Annotated in this window: 16 protein-coding genes; 8 read left to right on the forward strand and 8 right to left on the reverse strand. The window is 36.3% G+C overall.

Annotated features, from left to right (window positions below; all coding sequences use genetic code 11):
* The first annotated feature begins 67 nt into the window (after window positions 1-67).
* Window positions 68-451 (forward strand): DUF983 domain-containing protein, encoded by a 384-nt coding sequence (locus IEW94_RS00770; RefSeq protein ID WP_188649355.1) that lies wholly within the window; start codon window positions 68-70, stop codon window positions 449-451.
* A 17-nt stretch (window positions 452-468) separates the two neighbouring features.
* Here IEW94_RS00770 and IEW94_RS00775 read toward each other — a convergent pair whose 3' ends face one another.
* The 8 genes from IEW94_RS00775 to IEW94_RS00810 form a co-directional block, all read right to left on the reverse strand.
* Window positions 469-1,509 carry an NAD(P)/FAD-dependent oxidoreductase gene (locus IEW94_RS00775; protein ID WP_188649356.1) on the reverse strand — a complete coding sequence of 347 codons (1,041 nt, stop codon included), beginning with the start codon at window positions 1,507-1,509 and terminating at the stop codon, window positions 469-471.
* Between the two features lie 86 nt (window positions 1,510-1,595).
* Complete coding sequence (gene porN, locus IEW94_RS00780; protein WP_188649357.1) at window positions 1,596-2,486, reverse strand: type IX secretion system ring subunit PorN/GldN; 891 nt, start codon at window positions 2,484-2,486, stop codon at window positions 1,596-1,598.
* 107 nt (window positions 2,487-2,593) lie between these two features.
* On the reverse strand, window positions 2,594-4,150 hold the full coding sequence (gene porM, locus IEW94_RS00785; protein ID WP_188649358.1) for a type IX secretion system motor protein PorM/GldM: 1,557 nt from the start codon (window positions 4,148-4,150) through the stop codon (window positions 2,594-2,596).
* A gap of 49 nt (window positions 4,151-4,199) precedes the next feature.
* Entirely contained in the window at window positions 4,200-4,841 is a 642-nt protein-coding gene (gene porL / locus IEW94_RS00790; RefSeq protein ID WP_188649359.1) for a type IX secretion system motor protein PorL/GldL, read from the reverse strand.
* A gap of 63 nt (window positions 4,842-4,904) precedes the next feature.
* Window positions 4,905-6,272 (reverse strand): T9SS ring complex lipoprotein PorK/GldK, encoded by a 1,368-nt coding sequence (gene porK / locus IEW94_RS00795; protein WP_188649945.1) that lies wholly within the window; start codon window positions 6,270-6,272, stop codon window positions 4,905-4,907.
* Window positions 6,273-6,436: 164 nt separating this feature from the next.
* Window positions 6,437-7,603 carry a formimidoylglutamase gene (locus IEW94_RS00800; RefSeq protein WP_188649360.1) on the reverse strand — a complete coding sequence of 389 codons (1,167 nt, stop codon included), beginning with the start codon at window positions 7,601-7,603 and terminating at the stop codon, window positions 6,437-6,439.
* Window positions 7,604-7,695: 92 nt separating this feature from the next.
* On the reverse strand, window positions 7,696-10,185 hold the full coding sequence (gene topA / locus IEW94_RS00805; RefSeq protein WP_188649361.1) for a type I DNA topoisomerase: 2,490 nt from the start codon (window positions 10,183-10,185) through the stop codon (window positions 7,696-7,698).
* Window positions 10,186-10,339: 154 nt separating this feature from the next.
* Window positions 10,340-11,107 (reverse strand): hypothetical protein, encoded by a 768-nt coding sequence (locus IEW94_RS00810; protein WP_188649362.1) that lies wholly within the window; start codon window positions 11,105-11,107, stop codon window positions 10,340-10,342.
* A gap of 153 nt (window positions 11,108-11,260) precedes the next feature.
* Between IEW94_RS00810 and miaB the strand changes: the two genes are divergently transcribed.
* The 7 genes from miaB (at window position 11,261) to groL (ending at window position 18,020) form a co-directional block, all read left to right on the forward strand.
* Window positions 11,261-12,706: a tRNA (N6-isopentenyl adenosine(37)-C2)-methylthiotransferase MiaB gene (miaB, locus tag IEW94_RS00815; RefSeq protein ID WP_188649363.1), complete on the forward strand. Its 1,446-nt coding sequence runs from the start codon at window positions 11,261-11,263 to the stop codon at window positions 12,704-12,706.
* Window positions 12,707-12,777: 71 nt separating this feature from the next.
* Window positions 12,778-14,043: a sigma-54 interaction domain-containing protein gene (locus tag IEW94_RS00820; protein ID WP_188649364.1), complete on the forward strand. Its 1,266-nt coding sequence runs from the start codon at window positions 12,778-12,780 to the stop codon at window positions 14,041-14,043.
* Between the two features lie 36 nt (window positions 14,044-14,079).
* Window positions 14,080-14,586, forward strand: a complete 507-nt coding sequence (locus tag IEW94_RS00825; protein WP_188649365.1) for an LptE family protein — start codon at window positions 14,080-14,082, stop codon at window positions 14,584-14,586.
* A gap of 3 nt (window positions 14,587-14,589) precedes the next feature.
* Complete coding sequence (locus IEW94_RS00830) at window positions 14,590-15,531, forward strand: DUF8458 domain-containing protein (protein WP_188649366.1); 942 nt, start codon at window positions 14,590-14,592, stop codon at window positions 15,529-15,531.
* Window positions 15,531-15,881 (forward strand): preprotein translocase subunit SecG, encoded by a 351-nt coding sequence (gene secG, locus IEW94_RS00835; protein ID WP_188649367.1) that lies wholly within the window; start codon window positions 15,531-15,533, stop codon window positions 15,879-15,881. The genes IEW94_RS00830 and secG overlap by 1 nt, the downstream gene beginning before the upstream one ends.
* A gap of 151 nt (window positions 15,882-16,032) precedes the next feature.
* Window positions 16,033-16,308: a co-chaperone GroES gene (locus tag IEW94_RS00840; RefSeq protein WP_188649368.1), complete on the forward strand. Its 276-nt coding sequence runs from the start codon at window positions 16,033-16,035 to the stop codon at window positions 16,306-16,308.
* Between the two features lie 80 nt (window positions 16,309-16,388).
* Entirely contained in the window at window positions 16,389-18,020 is a 1,632-nt protein-coding gene (gene groL, locus IEW94_RS00845) for a chaperonin GroEL (protein WP_188649369.1), read from the forward strand.
* Window positions 18,021-18,048: the final 28 nt, after the last annotated feature.

An 18,048-nucleotide genomic window follows, 5' to 3' on the forward strand; every position in this document is an offset into this window, starting at 1 on the left:
TACAGAACCTTATTATTAAAAACTTACTTTTGCCCGTAATTGAGAATGCAAAAGTACACTAAATTATATGTTTAAAAAAGGAACCGCATTATATAGTATTTTAACTGGAAATTGTCCGAAATGTCATGGAGAATCCATGTACACTTACAAGAACCCTTATGATTTGGGAAACACGTTAAAAATTAATGAACGTTGCTCAAAATGCAACACGAAATATCGTTTGGAACCGTCGTTTTTTTATGGCGCCATGTATGTAAGCTATGCAGTAGGCATTGCTTTTGCCGTTGCCGCTTATGTTATTACCAACGTAATTTTTCAGGCGAATTTGAAGATAACATTTATAGCGATTGTATGCACGTTGGTTGTTTTTATGCCCATTATTATGCGCCTTTCCAGAAACATTTGGATTAATATGTTTATACATTACGATAAATCGGCTGTTAAAAAATAATTCCAAAAAACACGTAATTAACTGAATCGAGCTATATCTATTTCTTTTTCCAGAGGAATTCCAAGGGCTATCAACTTAAAAAGTTGGTCTGCTACATACGGCCCAATCATGACACCTCGTGTTCCCAGTCCATTGAGCACAAACATATTTTTATAAATACTATGCTGACCAACCAACGGCCGTCTATCTTTTACCGTTGGACGAATGCCTGCCACTTGGTCTACAACTTCAAAAGAACATGAAATCAATGTTTTTAGTTTGCCTAAAAGTTCTTCTTTGCCTTTATCTGTAACAGTATTGGAGGTATCATTCCAATCATAGGTAGCTCCTACAGTATACAAATCGTTACCTAACGGAATTAAAAACACAGGACCTTTTAAAACAAAATCAACTTTTAAATCTGGAGCATGAATAGTTAATAATTCCCCTTTTGTTGGCACTAACGGCAAGGACTTAAAAAACGGGTTTTTATGAACTCCAAACCCTTCAGAAAACACAATGTATTTTGACTCAATAGACTCATAAAAAATGGTTTCATCATTTACCTGTAATGCGTTATACTTGAATTCATCTTCATAAAACAAATTGTTTTTCAATAAATACGTTTTATAAGTTTCTATCAAACACTTAACATCAATCCTACCTGTTTCTAAGACTTCACCAAAACCAAAAGGTGCTTCAATATAAGCGTTTGTATTCTTAATGAGGTTTGTTGAGAGCCATTCAGAAAGTAACGGTTTATCTGAAGCAGTAAACCAATCGTTTTGTTCTTCAAGAGATGAAAATTTTCTGTAAACAGGAATCTTGTGGTCTAGTTTTACATCAAATTCAGCTTCCAAATTTTGGTACATTTGCAAGGCCATTTGTAATTGCTCCTTACTTTTCCAAACTGGCGTAAAACGTTTTAAAACAACTGGATTGTAGAGTCCTCCAGCAACTGTTGAAGATTGTTGTGATTTGTTATCAAAAACCACAAATGACTTATTATGGGCTCTTAATTGCTCACAAAAACTAATTCCTGCTAAACCGCATCCTACAATAATAAAATCTACTTGCATTGTAAAGCGAAGATACACTAATCAAATACAATAAAAAAGCGCCCAATCTTTCAATTGGGCGCTTTGAAATTATTTATTTGATGACATTAATATGTCCACATGTCAAGTTCAAAATCCCTGATTTTATCTTTGATTCTTTCAGATTCCAACAGCTGCATTAATGCATTGTGTGTTACGTACTCATTGATTTTTCTATCACCTTGTACATTTTCTTCTTTATAAATAACACCATGAAAACGTCTTGAGTTAAGAATATGGTCATATGAAAATGGCATATTACTGTTTTCATTATTAAATGCTTTTGCCTCGTGCAAAACGTTTCTGGCATCAGGCAAGAATACCCAGAAAAGCTCTACTAAATCTGGATTATCAGTATCAATGAAATTCACATCGGGAGCTACAGGAGCTATTCCAAGCAATCTATATTTCATCTCAGATTGTCGCTTATCAAAATACCAAAGTCCTTTGATACGATATTCCTTGATGTCCGCAGCGGTAATATCCCTTCTGTTAATGTATTCAGCTGACAATTCTTCACCAGCATTGATTTGTTCAATACCTAGTTCTGTTGTGTCTATTTTAACCAAAGCCGATTGAATATCGTTTAAGGTACGCTTTGATGTAAAGTAAGAATCATCATAAATGTTTTTTATTCTACCATTTTTAATGTTCTTGATAAGTACATCATATAAGGATCTTCTGTTTTTTCCAATATTGTTTGTGTCAATTGGATAATATAATGGAAAATTAACGCGTTCATCAAGAACGATTTTTTCCCATGTCATTTTAGAATACAAAATATCCCTATCATCAACATAACCATATTCCAAAGGTTTATCATTGTCAATAGCCTTTTGTGCAGCTGTTCTAACTCCAATTTCCTCTGGACTTTTAGCATTGAGTATATTGGCTTGTGCAAATACACCTGATACTGCAAAAACAGTTGTAACGGTTAATAAAAAACTTTTCAATTTCATGTGTCTATTTTTATTATTATTCAATTGTCACATGTTACATCCATATCTTCTTATTTAGCTAAACATAAACTAAATTAAAGCTATGGATGTTTCATCTGTTATACATTTTAATTTGTCAGCTCAATAAATACTGGCGATACTTTTTTAAGTATAACGCTAACACCTTTGGCTTTTGCTTCGATATCAAAAATTTGAACACCAGAACCACGTTTGGCTTTGCTCAGAGCTTGTTTGGCTCTTGCATCAAGCTTGCTGCCATTTACTTGAATGGTTGGCTGCCCTGGCACTTTAAATTTGAATCCTGTTACTGTTAACGGCAACTCAAAATCAAAGTCATCAAATTTAGCTCCAATAGTTGATATTTCAAGACTGTTACGTTGCATACTTAAAGATCCATCTTCACCTCTCACAGTTCCTGTTGGTTTAGGCAAATCCTTAATTCTGAAAGTAGCATTGTCACTTACTGTTTGTCCGTCAATTTTACCAGTAACATTGATTGTTACCTCTCTACCTTTGATCATGGTAGCATCCATAACATAGCTGCTTCCGCTTACTCTACTTAAGCCTTGAGCAGATGCGCTAACATTGTTATCAGCTATACCAGCAAATGAAATGGTCATCGGGTTTTTTACACCACGGTAAACCACATTCATCTTGTCAGCAGAAATAGTGGCTGCATTAGGTTTAGGTATAGTTGCGAATGAACTAGATACTGGTACTTCAACTTCTTTCCCATCTTGGGCAAATATTAATTTACCTTCAATTTTATGTTCTCCAGGATTACCTGAATTCACTTTTAATTTGACTTTTCCTCCTACAAAATCATATTGATTTTCAGTAAGTTTTCTGCCATCTAAAGTCAACTCAACTCTGCTTGGTTTTGTGGTTTCATCAGTTCTTCCTAAAACTATTTCTCCATCATACGTTTCTCCATTAAAATAAGCAGATTTATCAGCTCTAAGGAGCGTTGTATAGTTGGTCATTGACACTTCACTGGTAAGCGTTCCTTTTAACATGGTTGACATCACTTCAGATTCTGTAGTTTTAATATCAGATTGTAGTTGTGTCATTTTTGTCAATGATGCTACCAATGGGAATCCCTTGTAATTATGGTCTAGCCATCCTACGGTACCAGCCCCTCTTTTTACAGGATCTGTAGCAAATTTAGCTTGAACATCTTTTACAACGTTTGCCATTTCTGGATTGTCTTTTAAAACTTCTGCCACACCCTCTCTAAAGGTTTTCATTTGTTTTAAAAACTCTTGTCCGTCTGGTTTTATGATGTCTCCTTTAAAGAAATGCTCATCAAGATAATCACCTTTATCCATGATTTCATAATCTGTAGGATCATCGATTTTAGCGGTCATTTTACTTTTCAAATCATCTAAATAAGCATTGAAATTATTTGCCAATTCTTTGATTTGACTTGCTTTATCCTTTAAAGGTTCATACTTCTCAGGCTGGTCATTAGCCTTTTGAACTAAACCGGCCATAAAAGCGGTATTGCGTTCAGCAGCAGCTTCATTAGACTCGGTTAGTCTTTCGTTCATTAATCCGAAGGCTGAAAGCACTTCTTTTGACATATTTAATGCTAGCATAGCTATAAATATCAAATACATCAAATTGATCATTTTCTGTCTGGGTGATAAATTTCCTGATGCCATGGCTAATTAGGTTTTTGGTTAATTATTAAAATTTGGGTAAAAACCATAATTAGTTTTTGTTCATTGCAGAAAGCATACCACCGTAAACACCATTTAATGATGATAGGTTTGATGCTAATGATTTCATTTGCTCTTTAAGTTTAGCGGCATTTTCTACAGATTCTTCATTAATGGCAGCTTGACGATTAATGCTTTCTAATTGCACTTTATACAAGCTGTTTAACGATTCCATTTGGGCTGCTGCCAATGATAATTCTTCACCATATTTTTTAGTGGCTTCAATAGAATTAACAGTTGGTTGCATACTTTTTGCCGCACCTTCAAAGTTTTTAATGCTATCGCCTAAACTAGCCATTAGCTCGCCATCTATTTTGGCTTCTTTTAATAATTCATCTAATTTTTTTGATAGTAGACCTTGGGCGTCTTTAGCTTCTTTTTTCTTGTTGGTAGATTCTCCACCAGCTAATTCTGGGTAAACAAGTGACCAATCTAATTCGTTGTCAACTGGTTCAAATGCTGAAATAGCAAATATTATTGCTTCTGTAACTAGACCTATGGTTAACATCACGTTACCTGTTAGAAATCCAATTTCAAAATGAATGATTTTAAATAGGGCTCCAACGATTACAATTGATGCTCCTAATCCATAAGCTAAATTCATAAACTTTTTGTTTGCTCTTGACTGTGCCATAATTTTCGGTTTTTAATTTAAGTAAAATACTTAAGTAGGTTAATTAATAGTATTAAATTGTTGTTATTTATTCTTTGCGTTTTTTGTTACTTGTGTCCCCATATAGTCTTGTACCGTTCTAAATCCTATGTAGCATCTTGCAGAATCTGCATACTCATAATCTCTTGAACTGACTTGTAAAAAATACGCAACGTCTTTCCACGATCCTCCACGAACTACTTTCCGTTGATTATCGTCATCGTTTAAACTTGGATTGACAGTTGAAACATAATCATAGGATGATGGATCATAGGATGCATTTACCCATTCTGAAACGTTTCCTGCCATATTGTATAAATTATAATCATTTGGTTCATATGATTTGGCCTCTACCGTATACAATGCCTGATCGGCTGCATAATCACCCCTCACAGGCTTAAAGTTGGCCATAAAACAACCTCTATCACTCTTGGTGTAATAATCTCCCCAAGGATAGGTTGCTGCTTGCAGACCACCACGTGCCGCATATTCCCATTCTGCCTCCGATGGCAATCTGAAAGAATTTACCAAGGCAGCGCCTTTTCTGGATTTTTGATATGAGTTTTTATATAACGTTCTCCATTGGCAAAATGCTTTGGCTTGTTTCCAAGTCACCCCAACTACAGGATAGTCACTGTAGGCATCATGCCAGAAATAATCATTGTGCATGGGCTCATTATATGAATATGCAAAATCGCGTATCCATGTAGTTGTATCCGGATATACCTCAATTTGTTCTTTGATTAAAACATCTTTTCGTTTTAAGTTTCTGTTTTTTGCAGCCTTTTGAATATCCATATAGGTATATTGAAACTTGAATTTGTTAACGTCCCAAGTACGTTGGCCGTTGTAAGACTCTTCAATAGGCAGGTGCATGGTATCCATAACTTCTGCATAATACATGTCTGGATAGTCATCGGTATCAAAAATCAAATCAACATCATGATTTAGTTTTCTTCCCTCATATCCAGTAGGACCTAAACCTGTATAGTTTTCAAACATATACTTTTCATAAACAGACATGTTTGCGGTATCTGCATCTTTAAAAGCAAATTCACCAATACCTCCATCTTCTTGTGTCATTCCAACCTCATCTGCCAAAATAGCCAATTTAGTTCTGATAATAGAATCTCTTACCCAATTAACAAATTGTCTATACTCACTATTAGTGATTTCAGTCTCATCCATGTAAAAAGCTCTAACAGTCACAGTTTTTGCTGGTGCATCATGCACACCTGCTAAGTCATCATCAGCTTTACCCATGATAAAGGCTCCACCAGGAACCAGTTCCATTCCATAAGGCTTTTCTGGATGCCATTTTTTTCCTTTAACACCAACTAATTCACCTCTATCATTAGAGCCACAACTAGCAAGCAATGTTAATAATACGGTTAATAAAACAAACTTCTTCATATCCATAGAAAACTCGAGGTTAATTATTTATGCTACATTTTGAGAGCGTAAACATATTTATATATTTTTTAAAAAACAACTTTTTTTGAAAAAAAATTACATTTCATCGTAAAAAAACTGCATTTTACCGATGAAATTAGGGTTTTAACTTATTTTTATTTATTTCAGATACAATTCTTTTGAAATGCTTTATACCAACGGTCTGGAACTATATTGTTACAAGCGTCCAGATAATCTTGGTGCATGCAAGGTAATAACGTGTGTCTCTTTAATTTATTATTGACCTCAGTCAAAAAAGGAATCTCAATCCACCAGCGTCCTGTTTTATTACTTTTATAGAATATCAATTCTTGATCGTCAACTAAGGTAATGTATTTTTGATAATTATTTTCATTTGTGAAATCATCATCCTTGACCCTAAAATTAACGCCTTCTATAAAATACCATATTATTTGTGCTATGAGCATGGAAGTTATCTCATCATCTTTTGATGGGCTATATTCATAAATCCCAATTGAGGAAACCTTATTGCTTATCCCTGCGTAACGCGAAATGGCACAAATTTCCTTTCCATCAAATCCGTTGGGAGAATACTTTTGGTTCAAACTCACTTCTGAACTCTTAACTGAATTTAAATCTATGCTAACTATATTAGCATCTCTTAAAACCGGTTCTACAAGGGTGATATCCTTTGATATTTGGCCTAAGCGATAGGATTCAAAATACAGTTTATCCATCAAATCTATTTCTTCCTGTGAATTGAAATAGGTTTGATAACCTACAGTTGCATAATTAAACAAGTTATAAGGCTTATCTAAAATAATCTTTCCAACAAAGCTATTGTTTTTTATAGGCTTGGTGGAATCTCCCAAATCAAATTTGCAGTCTACATTCACCACGTTTACCATGGGTATTATAGCGTCATAAGCTCTGTAATTGGCATACGTCAAGTCTTGGCTACCACCAATAATAATAGGAATGATTTGTTTGTTGATTAATATAGCCAGTGTTGTTTTAAGGGCAAAATAGGTGTCTTCAACCGTTTCACCTTTATTGATGTCACCAAGATCAGCCACAATAGTAGTCCAACTTCCTGGAAATAAGGCATACAATGATTTTCTGATTTCATTTATCTGAAATTCCTCTCCTATATAATTGGAGTCATTTCTGTTTTCCAAAACACCTATGATAGCAATGCCAACTCCTTCAAGGTCTGGCAAACCATTTCGTTTTGAATGGATTCGTAATTTTCTGCCCAGTGCTTGCTGGGAAAGTAATTCGTTATGAGCCAACACCATGTCTGAAACCGGAGACAGAAAATTGAAATTCATCTGTTAATTAGTGTTTATTGTTTTAGAGGTCAGATGCATTGTCCTTGTTAAATATTTAGAATTGCCAAATTAGTAGATAAACATTTCATAACCTACTTCTTTTTAGCTGTGGATTTTTTCTTAGCGGTCTTTTTCTTGGGCGCCTTTTGCTCTAAAAGCGCTTGTGCCTTTTCCAGTGTCATTTTAGACACATCCACGGATTTATCCAGTTCTACTTTTGTCTTTCCTTTGATGATATTATGGCGTCCCCAACGGGCTTTTTCCACACGTATGCCTTCTTCTTCCCAGTTGTGCACTACCTTTTCAATATCCTTTTGGATTTTATTTTCAATAAGTTCAATAATATCACTTTCTGACAAATCATCCCAATCATATTTATTATTGACATTAATAAACATGTTGTTCCATTTAATAAAAGGCCCGAAACGTCCTTTTCCTTTTTGAACGGGTAGGTTTTTATAGGTATAAATAGGCGCGTCTGCTTCCTCTTTTTCTTTTATCAAATCAATGGCATCATCAAGCTCTACACTGAGTGGGTCAACTCCTTTTGGCAGTGACACAAACTTTTTACCAAACCTAACATAAGGTCCAAAACGCCCATTATTCACTTCTATATTTTCACCTTTGTAGGTTCCCAAACTTTTTGGAAGCTGAAATAAATCCATTGCCTCCTCATAGGTTATGGTGTTTAGTTGTTGGTCTGGTGACAAGCTGGCAAATTGAGGTTTTTCATCATCATCCACCGTGCCTATTTGAACCATAGGACCAAATTTTCCTAAACGTACACTGACTTGTTTACCTGTTTTAGGGTCGGTCCCCAAAACGCGTTCTCCAGATTCCCTATCGGCATTCTCCTGAACATGCTCAACTTGCGGATGAAAGTCTTTGTAAAAACTCTTCATCATTTTGGTCCAGTCTTCTTTTCCTTCAGCTATGTCATCAAAATCTTCTTCTACCTTGGCTGTAAAATTATAGTCTAAAATATGTTCAAAATGATTTACCAAAAAGTCTGTCACAATCATCCCAATATCCGTTGGAACCAACTTACCTTTATCAGAGCCTACTTTTTCAGTTAGCACCTTATCCTTTACAGTTCCTTTTTTTAGGGTCAGCTGTGTGTAATTGCGTTCAACACCTTCCACACTACCTTTTTCAACATAATTTCTATTTTGTATGGTTGAAATAGTTGGCGCATACGTTGACGGACGACCAATACCCAATTCTTCCAATTGTTTTACCAAAGAAGCTTCTGTATATCTATATGGAGGGCGGGTGTAACGCTCTGTTGCAGTAATATAATTATTATGGAGTGTTTCATTGGTTTTCATGGCTGGCAACATACCTTCTTGCTCGGCATCTTCATCATCACTACCTTCTAAATACACCTTTAAAAAACCATCAAACGTAATAACCTCTCCATTTGCCGTAAACAAATCTTTATGGTTTGAAGCACTGATTTTAACATTGGTGCGTTCCAATTCAGCTTCACTCATTTGTGATGCAATGGCACGTTTCCAAATCAAATCATATAAACGCGATTGATCTCTATCAATATCAACAGAATGTAATGAAAAGTCCGTTGGCCTGATAGCCTCGTGGGCCTCTTGAGCCCCTTTTGATTTTCCTGAGTAATTTCTCGGTTTGCTATATTTTGAACCAAAAGCACTTTCAATTTCTTTTTGGGCTCCTTTTCTGGCTTCATCAGATAAGTTTACACTATCTGTTCTCATGTAGGTTATTAAACCAGATTCATACAGGCGTTGTGCCAAGGTCATGGTTTTACTAACAGAAAAGTACAACTTTCTGGACGCCTCTTGCTGTAACGTTGATGTTGTGAATGGTGCTGCTGGCGATTTTTTTGCAGGTTTCTTTTCTAAATCGGCTACTTTAAAGGTTGCCGCAGCATTTGACTCCAAAAACTTGTAAGCCTCTTCTTTGGTGGAAAAGGTTTTTGGTAACTTAGCCTTAAACGATTGCCCTGCTTCATTGGAGAACTCAGCATCAATTCTATAGGAAGCAACAGGTTTAAAATCCTGGATTTCACGCTCCCGCTCTACAATTAATCTAACAGATACAGATTGTACACGTCCGGCAGACAGACCTCCTTTTACTTTACGCCAAAGCACTGGAGACAATTCATACCCAACAATTCTGTCTAAAACCCTCCGGGCTTGTTGGGCATCAACTAAATGATAATCTATGTCGCGTGGATTTTCAATGGCTTTTTGAATGGCCGTTTTAGTAATTTCATGAAAAACAATACGTTTGGTCTTTGCTTTGTCCAAATTTAAAGTCTCGGCCAAATGCCATGCAATAGCTTCTCCTTCACGGTCCTCATCACTTGCCAGCCACACCATATCGGAGTTTTTCGCTAAATCCTTGAGTTTTTTTACAACTGCTTTCTTGTCTCTTGAAACTTCATATTTTGGTTTAAAATCACCTTCTACATCAACACCTAACTCCTTTGAAGGAAGATCTGATATGTGCCCAAAACTAGATTCAACTTTAAAATCCTTTCCTAAAAATTTTTCTATAGTTTTGGCCTTAGCTGGTGACTCTACAATTACTAAATTCTTCGCCATACGTCTTTTTTTGAAGGTACAAATGTATATGAAAAAAAGTTTATGTACCTAATTTATAGATTATCTGTTAGCTGACCATATTAAAAAAACCATAATTAAAACCATAAAACGCACCTGTTTTTGAAAAATAAAAGCACTCTAAAAAAACAATAATCTATTCATGGATTTCAACGGTAGTTTCTTCATCAAACCCTACAACTTGTTTGTAAACAAAATACAATGGTAAGTATATAAATGGTGATAAGAACAATGCCCCTATTCCACAAGTCAATAAGGTCAATACAATGACCAATAAATTAGCAACTACAAACAACCCAAAAGAAATCAACCATTTTTTAGTGCCTAATTTAAAACTGATATTTACAATGTCACCTATCTGCATTTCTGGGTTAAAGGCAAACACAATGGTAAAAAACGATATAGGTATAATGGTATAAATCAAAGGTATATAACACAATAAGGCTGATATCAATGAAATTAAAATTACCATAAACGTCAGCATGGTGACCCTGCCAAAATATTTTCCTTTTAAAAAATAAAACAAATCTGAAGCCTTAACTGTTTCGCCTTGGTCAATAGCCCTTAAAATTCTGTAAAAACCTGCATTAAGTGCAGTTTGAAAAACAGTGGCCGCTAAAATGCCCAAAACAAAAAGCACCAAGTAAAAAACAGTAAACCCGGCAAATAAAGAGTCCAAGCCATCAGGCATTTTTCCCTGTTTAGAGTCTGCAATAATCGACATTACAAAGGGAACATACAATACAATAATGAACGGCAAGGTGATAATCAAAATAAAAATTTCCAACAAAAAGCCATACAACCAGCTCTTTTTAAACAATTCCATTGATTTGTCAAAAATATCTCCAAATTCCAACGATTTGGCATCACTTATTTTTTCTGAAATACTGCTAAGATTATTCATTCTTTTTAAATGTTAGTTTGGTTTTGCTAAAAGTAAATACTTTAATAGTTTTATCACAATTTTAATACAATTTTACATCTGACACTTTGTCAGAAAACATAAATTTGTCGTATCTTTGCACACTTATTGACAATAGTTGCTTTCAATAACAATATGGAAAAGATTATAGACGAAAACAAACAAGGCGAATCACTTGTTTTAGAACAAAAAAAAGATAACACTAAAAAACTATTCATTGAAAGTTATGGTTGCGCCATGAACTTTAGCGATAGTGAAATTGTAGCATCTATTCTATCTGATCAAGGCTACAACACCACACAACACCTTGAGGATGCCGATTTGGTCTTGGTAAACACCTGTTCCATTAGAGATAAAGCTGAACAAACCATTAGAAAACGTTTGGAAAAATACAATGCCGTAAAAAAAATCAATCCAGGCATGAAAGTGGGTGTTTTGGGCTGCATGGCAGAGCGGTTGAAAAGCAAATTTCTTGAAGAAGAAAAGATTGTTGATTTGGTTGTAGGTCCTGATGCCTATAAAGATTTACCCAATCTGTTGAGTGATGTTGATGAAGGACGGGATGCCATTAATGTGATTCTTTCAAAAGAAGAAACCTATGGTGACATATCACCCGTACGATTAAATAGTAATGGCATAACCGCTTTTGTGTCCATTACCCGTGGTTGTGATAATATGTGTACATTTTGCGTGGTGCCGTTTACCAGAGGGCGCGAGCGCAGTAGAGACCCACAAAGTATCATAGAAGAAGTCAATGATTTATGGAACAAGGGGTATAAAGAAGTCACTTTACTTGGCCAAAATGTGGATAGCTACTTGTGGTATGGTGGCGGATTGAAAAAAGATTTTGATAAAGCCACAGATATCCAAAAGGCAACGGCCGTTTCTTTTTCTAACTTGTTGGAATTATGCGCCAAGGCACAGCCTAAAATGCGTATACGGTTCTCAACATCCAATCCACAGGATATGACGCTAGACGTAGTGGAAACCATGGCTAAATATGATAATATTTGCAATTACATTCACTTACCAGTTCAAAGTGGCAGCAACCGTATTTTAAAGGAAATGAACAGACAACATACGGTTGAAGAATACAAAGCACTAATTGACAACATCAGACGGATCATTCCAGATTGTGGCATCAGCCAGGATATGATAACAGGTTTTCCAACAGAAACCGAAGCAGACCATCAAGACACCTTGAGCTTAATGGACTATGTTAAATATGACTTTGGATACATGTTTGCCTATTCGGAGCGCCCAGGCACCTTGGCAGAACGAAAAATGGAAGACGACGTACCGCATGAAATCAAAAAAAGACGCCTTGCAGAAATCGTGGCTTTACAACAAAAGCACAGTCAATACAGAACCGAACAGTTTTTAGGTAAGACGGTAGAAGTTCTCATAGAAAAACCATCAAAAAAATCAGATGCACATTGGTCGGGGAGAAACCCACAAAGCACGGTGGTTGTTTTTCCAAAAGAGAATTATAAAGTAGGTGATTTTGTTAATGTAAAAGTAACTGACTGCACCAGCGCAACCCTTATTGGCGAAGCGGTTGGGTATTCAAAAAACAATTAAAACAAAAAATAACCAAGATTATAGAACCAAGAATAAAGATGGTATTTTAAAATCTTGAATATAAAAAAATAATGGAATCAGTTCAAGCCATCAAACAACGTTTCGGGATTATTGGTAATTCTCCCGCGCTTAATAGAGCCATTGAAAAAGCCATTCAGGTAGCACCTACTGACATCTCCGTTTTAGTAACCGGTGAAAGTGGTGTTGGTAAGGAAAGCATCCCAAAAATAATCCATCAATTGTCACACCGTAAACATGGCAAGTATATTGCCGTAAACTGTGGTGCCATTCCCGAAGGAACCATTGACAGTGAGTTGTTCGGACATGAAAAAGGCTCGTTTACAGGAGCCACACAAACCCGTGAAGGGTATTTTGAAGTTGCCAATGGTGGCACAATTTTTCTGGATGAGGTTGGTGAATTGCCTCTAACAACCCAGGTACGTTTATTGCGGGTTTTAGAAAATGGTGAGTTTTTAAAAGTAGGTTCCAGTAAAGTCCAAAAAACCGATGTACGTATTGTGGCTGCCACCAATGCCAACATGTTTGAAGCCATAAAAAAAGAACAGTTCCGTGAAGATTTATATTACCGATTGAGCACGGTAGACATCCATTTGCCACCTCTACGGGATCGTCAAGAGGATATCCATTTACTGTTCAGAAAATTTGCCAGTGACTTCGCCTTAAAGTATAAAATGCCCACCATTAAATTGACTGATGAGGCTGTCCAAGTACTTTTAAAACATCGTTGGAGCGGAAATATCAGACAACTCCGAAACATAGCCGAACAAATATCAGTCTTAGAACAAAATAGAACCATTACCGCAGAAACCCTCAACAGTTATTTACCCACAACAGGCAGCAATTTACCAGCTGTGATTAAACACACAAAATCGGATAGTGACTTTAGCAGTGAACGGGAAATACTGTACAAAGTCTTGTTTGACATGAAAAGTGATTTAAACGATTTGAAAAAGCTCACTTTAGAGCTCATGAAAAAGGGCAATGTAAAAGATGTTGAAAAAGAACACGAAGGATTGATACAGAAAATTTATGGCTCACAAGATGATGAAACGGAGTTTGAAGAAGCTATAGATGATTCTGAATTATTATCTATTCCTGAACACGGCATTGCCCCAAAAGACATCAACAACACACAGGATAAATATCATTTTGCCGAAGAGATTGAAGAAGAAGAGACCTTGTCGTTACATGACAAAGAACTGGAATTAATCAAAAAATCCCTTGAGCGTCACAACGGAAAACGTAAATTAGCAGCCGAGGAGCTTGGTATTAGCGAACGCACACTTTATAGAAAAATCAAACAATATGATTTATAATTTTAAGTTTATCTATTGTATTTACAGTCTCAAAATATGAAAATCACCCATTATATTGTTTTGTTTTTTTCAGCCATATTGGCTGTAGGTTGTGGCGCATACTCGTTTACAGGTGCTTCAATTTCTTCAGACACCAAAACCTTTCAGGTCAATTATTTTCAAAATAACGCTCTATTGGTAGAGCCTGGTTTGGACAGGGATTTTACCAATGCCTTGATTGATTTATTACAGAACCAAACCAATTTAAGCCTTGTAAAATCAAATGGAGACATTGTGTATGAGGGAGAAATCACGCAATATAGAATTTCGCCAACCACGGCAACCTCAGACAACAAAGCCGCACAAAATAGGTTGACCATTGGCGTTAAAGTGCATTTTTATGACAAGCATGACGAGGAAGCCGAGTTTGACCAATCGTTTTCTTTTTATTATGATTACCCCGCAAACGCACAACTTGTTGGCGGTGTGAAAGATAGTGCCATAGCTGAGATTTTTGAACGTATCACGCAAGATATCTTTAATGCATCACTTGCCAAATGGTAACCAATGAACAATAAAAATTTCACATATATACTGCAACATCCAGAAGCGGTTATGGACACCCAAACCGAGAAAGTGAAATCCATCATTGACCAGTTCCCTTATTTTCAATCGGCACGAGCCCTCTATCTAAAAGTACTAAAAAACCAAGAGAGTTTTAAATATAACCAAGAACTTAAAACAACTGCCGCCTATACTACAGATAGGAGTATTTTATTTGATTTTATAACCTCTGATGTATTTCTTCAGAATGAAATTTCAAAATATATAAAAACAAATACGGAGCATTTACATGATTTAGAGGTCACTGTTGAAGATATTTCAGTCAACAAAAAAATCGTGATTGATGAGTCTTCACAACAAGACATCAAAAGCAGATTGGATGCTTTGGACCCTGCATTGTTCCAACCAAAATTTGAACGCCCTAAAATTGCCAGTTTCTCTTTAGACGAATCAGAAAACATTGAATCTGTAACGTCCGAAACCAAAACACAAGAAGCCTCAGCAGAAGATATTTTACATTTAGGAAAACCGTTACAATTTGACAGAAGTGAAAAACATTCCTTTAATGAATGGTTGAAATTAGCCGGGTTTAAAACCATTAAGCGAGATATTGAAAATGACAAACCAGTTGTGACAAATGAAAATCCATCCCAACTGGAGCGCCAGAAGAAATTTGAGCTGATAGATGAATTTATATCCAAAAACCCAAAGATAAACCCAACAAAATCTACAGGGCTCAAAGGCAATCTGGCCAAAGTACAGTTAATACAGCCAGAAGAGCTGATGACAGAAACTCTGGCAAGAATTTATGTTGAGCAAAAAAACTATAAAAAAGCGATTCAATCTTATCGGGTTTTAAGTTTGAAATATCCAGAAAAAAGTAGTTTCTTTGCAAACCAAATTAAAGCAGTAGAACAATTACAAGAACAAAATAATATAGAATAATGAGTACGTTCACCATATTTTTAGCACTAATTGTCATAGTGGCCTTTTTATTAATCGTCGTAATCATGGTACAAAACCCTAAAGGGGGCGGATTGTCATCATCATTTGGCGGTGGCGGAACACAACAAATTGGAGGAGTAAAGAAAACAACCGACTTTTTGGATAAAAGTACCTGGACCTTGGCCGGTTTATTGTTGGCGTTGATTTTACTATCAAATGTTGCCATCAACAGAAGCACTACAACAGCGGATTCAAAAGCTTTGGACCAAGACCAAACAGCGGTTCCAGCTCCACAAGTTCCTGCACAAACCACTAACAATACAGCAACAGTCAAGGATTCTGTAAAGTAATTTTATGCTGTTCAAAATACATTAATGCCAACTTAAATAAGTTGGCATTTTTTGTTACTGCAAGTTTGTCAGTAATCTACTATTGGCACAATTTTAGAAAGATACATCACCTGTTAAACATAATTTAATTAATTAAAAAATTACATAACAAATGAGCTTAAACATTAAACCATTGGCAGACCGTGTTCTTATAGAACCTGCTGAAGCTGAAACAAAAACAGCATCAGGAATTATTATTCCAGACAACGCTAAAGAAAAACCACAACGGGGAACTGTTGTTGCTGCCGGAAAAGGCACCAAAGACGACCCTATTACCGTAAAAGTTGGCGATACTGTTTTATATGGTAAATATGCAGGAACTGAGCTTAAACTTGACGGTAAAGACTATTTAATCATGCGCGAAAGCGATATACTAGCAATTATATAATAGCTGTTAACAATAACACAATTAGATTACTAACCCGCCAATAGCCAATGGCTAAAGGCAAAAAAATAAATACAAAAAAAATGGCAAAAGATATAAAATTTGATATTGAAGCACGTGATGGTTTAAAACGTGGTGTTGATGCATTAGCCAATGCAGTAAAAGTAACTTTAGGACCAAAAGGTAGAAACGTTATTATTGGAAAAAGCTTTGGGGCACCTCATGTAACCAAGGATGGTGTTTCTGTTGCGAAAGAAATTGAACTTGAAGACGCACTTGAAAACATGGGTGCGCAAATGGTAAAAGAAGTCGCTTCAAAAACCAGTGATTTAGCTGGTGATGGAACCACTACTGCTACCGTTTTAGCACAAGCCATTGTTAAAGAAGGATTAAAAAACGTAGCTGCTGGCGCGAATCCAATGGATTTAAAACGCGGTATTGATAAAGCTGTAGCCGCTATTACAAAAGACCTTGAAAAACAAGCCAAAAAAGTTGGCAACTCATCTGAAATGATTAAGCAAGTTGCTGCCATTTCTGCCAATAACGATGACACCATTGGCGATTTAATAGCCAAAGCTTTTTCTAAAGTTGGAAAAGAAGGTGTCATTACCGTTGAAGAAGCCAAAGGTATGGAAACCTATGTAGATGTGGTTGAAGGTATGCAATTTGACCGTGGGTATTTATCACCTTACTTTGTGACCGATGCCGATAAAATGATTGCCGATCTTGAAAACCCTTATATTTTATTGTTTGACAAAAAGATTTCCAACTTACAGGAAATCCTGCCTATATTAGAACCAGTAGCACAATCTGGAAGACCATTATTAATCATTGCTGAAGATGTGGATGGTCAAGCATTGGCTACATTGGTAGTAAATAAATTACGTGGTGGCCTTAAAATTGCTGCCGTTAAAGCGCCAGGTTTTGGTGACAGACGTAAAGCCATGCTAGAAGATATTGCCATCTTAACAGGTGGTACCGTGATTTCTGAAGAGCGCGGATTTACTTTAGAAAATGCCGACATTAGTATGTTGGGTACTGCTGAAACCGTTACTGTTGACAAAGACAATACAACCATTGTAAACGGTGCCGGAAAAGCTGCCGACATTAAAGCTCGTGTGAACCAAATAAAAGCGCAAATAGAAACCACAACCAGCGATTACGACAAAGAAAAACTGCAAGAGCGATTGGCTAAATTAGCTGGTGGCGTTGCCGTATTGTATGTAGGTGCTGCTAGTGAAGTGGAAATGAAAGAGAAAAAAGACCGTGTGGATGACGCTTTACACGCAACCAGAGCCGCTGTGGAAGAAGGTATTGTTGCCGGTGGTGGTGTAGCATTGGTACGCGCACAATCATTGTTGGAAAAAATAACAACAGAAAACCTTGATGAAACAACTGGTGTTCAAATTGTAGCACGAGCTATTGAATCACCGTTGCGAACCATTGTTGAAAACGCAGGTGGTGAGGGTAGTGTTGTAATTGCTAAAGTTTTGGAAGGCAAAAAAGACTTTGGTTTTGATGCTAAAACCGAAACTTATGTAGACATGCTTAAAGCTGGTATCATTGACCCTAAAAAAGTAACCCGAATCGCCTTGGAAAATGCGGCTTCAGTTGCTGGTATGATATTGACTACCGAGTGTGCGCTAGTTGATATTAAAGAAGATACGCCAGCTATGCCAGGTGGTATGGGTGGTGGTATGCCAGGTATGATGTAGACATCACCACTGATAAATTATAATTACA

The sequence above is a fragment of the Yeosuana aromativorans genome, assembly GCF_014646655.1.
GTDB classification, from domain to species: domain Bacteria; phylum Bacteroidota; class Bacteroidia; order Flavobacteriales; family Flavobacteriaceae; genus Yeosuana; species Yeosuana aromativorans.

What these genes read in the sequence shown, in the direction of transcription:
- miaB (WP_188649363.1), top strand. Translation starts at nt 11,261, where the DNA reads ATGGAAAAGATTATAGACGAAAACAAACAAGGCGAATCACTTGTTTTA.
- porK (WP_188649945.1), bottom strand. Translation starts at nt 6,272, where the DNA reads ATGAAGAAGTTTGTTTTATTAACCGTATTATTAACATTGCTTGCTAGT.
- porL (WP_188649359.1), bottom strand. Translation starts at nt 4,841, where the DNA reads ATGGCACAGTCAAGAGCAAACAAAAAGTTTATGAATTTAGCTTATGGA.
- IEW94_RS00825 (WP_188649365.1), top strand. Translation starts at nt 14,080, where the DNA reads ATGAAAATCACCCATTATATTGTTTTGTTTTTTTCAGCCATATTGGCT.
- IEW94_RS00770 (WP_188649355.1), top strand. Translation starts at nt 68, where the DNA reads ATGTTTAAAAAAGGAACCGCATTATATAGTATTTTAACTGGAAATTGT.
- IEW94_RS00775 (WP_188649356.1), bottom strand. Translation starts at nt 1,509, where the DNA reads ATGCAAGTAGATTTTATTATTGTAGGATGCGGTTTAGCAGGAATTAGT.
- IEW94_RS00800 (WP_188649360.1), bottom strand. Translation starts at nt 7,603, where the DNA reads ATGAATTTCAATTTTCTGTCTCCGGTTTCAGACATGGTGTTGGCTCAT.
- topA (WP_188649361.1), bottom strand. Translation starts at nt 10,185, where the DNA reads ATGGCGAAGAATTTAGTAATTGTAGAGTCACCAGCTAAGGCCAAAACT.
- IEW94_RS00830 (WP_188649366.1), top strand. Translation starts at nt 14,590, where the DNA reads ATGAACAATAAAAATTTCACATATATACTGCAACATCCAGAAGCGGTT.
- IEW94_RS00810 (WP_188649362.1), bottom strand. Translation starts at nt 11,107, where the DNA reads ATGAATAATCTTAGCAGTATTTCAGAAAAAATAAGTGATGCCAAATCG.
- porN (WP_188649357.1), bottom strand. Translation starts at nt 2,486, where the DNA reads ATGAAATTGAAAAGTTTTTTATTAACCGTTACAACTGTTTTTGCAGTA.
- IEW94_RS00820 (WP_188649364.1), top strand. Translation starts at nt 12,778, where the DNA reads ATGGAATCAGTTCAAGCCATCAAACAACGTTTCGGGATTATTGGTAAT.
- secG (WP_188649367.1), top strand. Translation starts at nt 15,531, where the DNA reads ATGAGTACGTTCACCATATTTTTAGCACTAATTGTCATAGTGGCCTTT.
- groL (WP_188649369.1), top strand. Translation starts at nt 16,389, where the DNA reads ATGGCAAAAGATATAAAATTTGATATTGAAGCACGTGATGGTTTAAAA.
- IEW94_RS00840 (WP_188649368.1), top strand. Translation starts at nt 16,033, where the DNA reads ATGAGCTTAAACATTAAACCATTGGCAGACCGTGTTCTTATAGAACCT.
- porM (WP_188649358.1), bottom strand. Translation starts at nt 4,150, where the DNA reads ATGGCATCAGGAAATTTATCACCCAGACAGAAAATGATCAATTTGATG.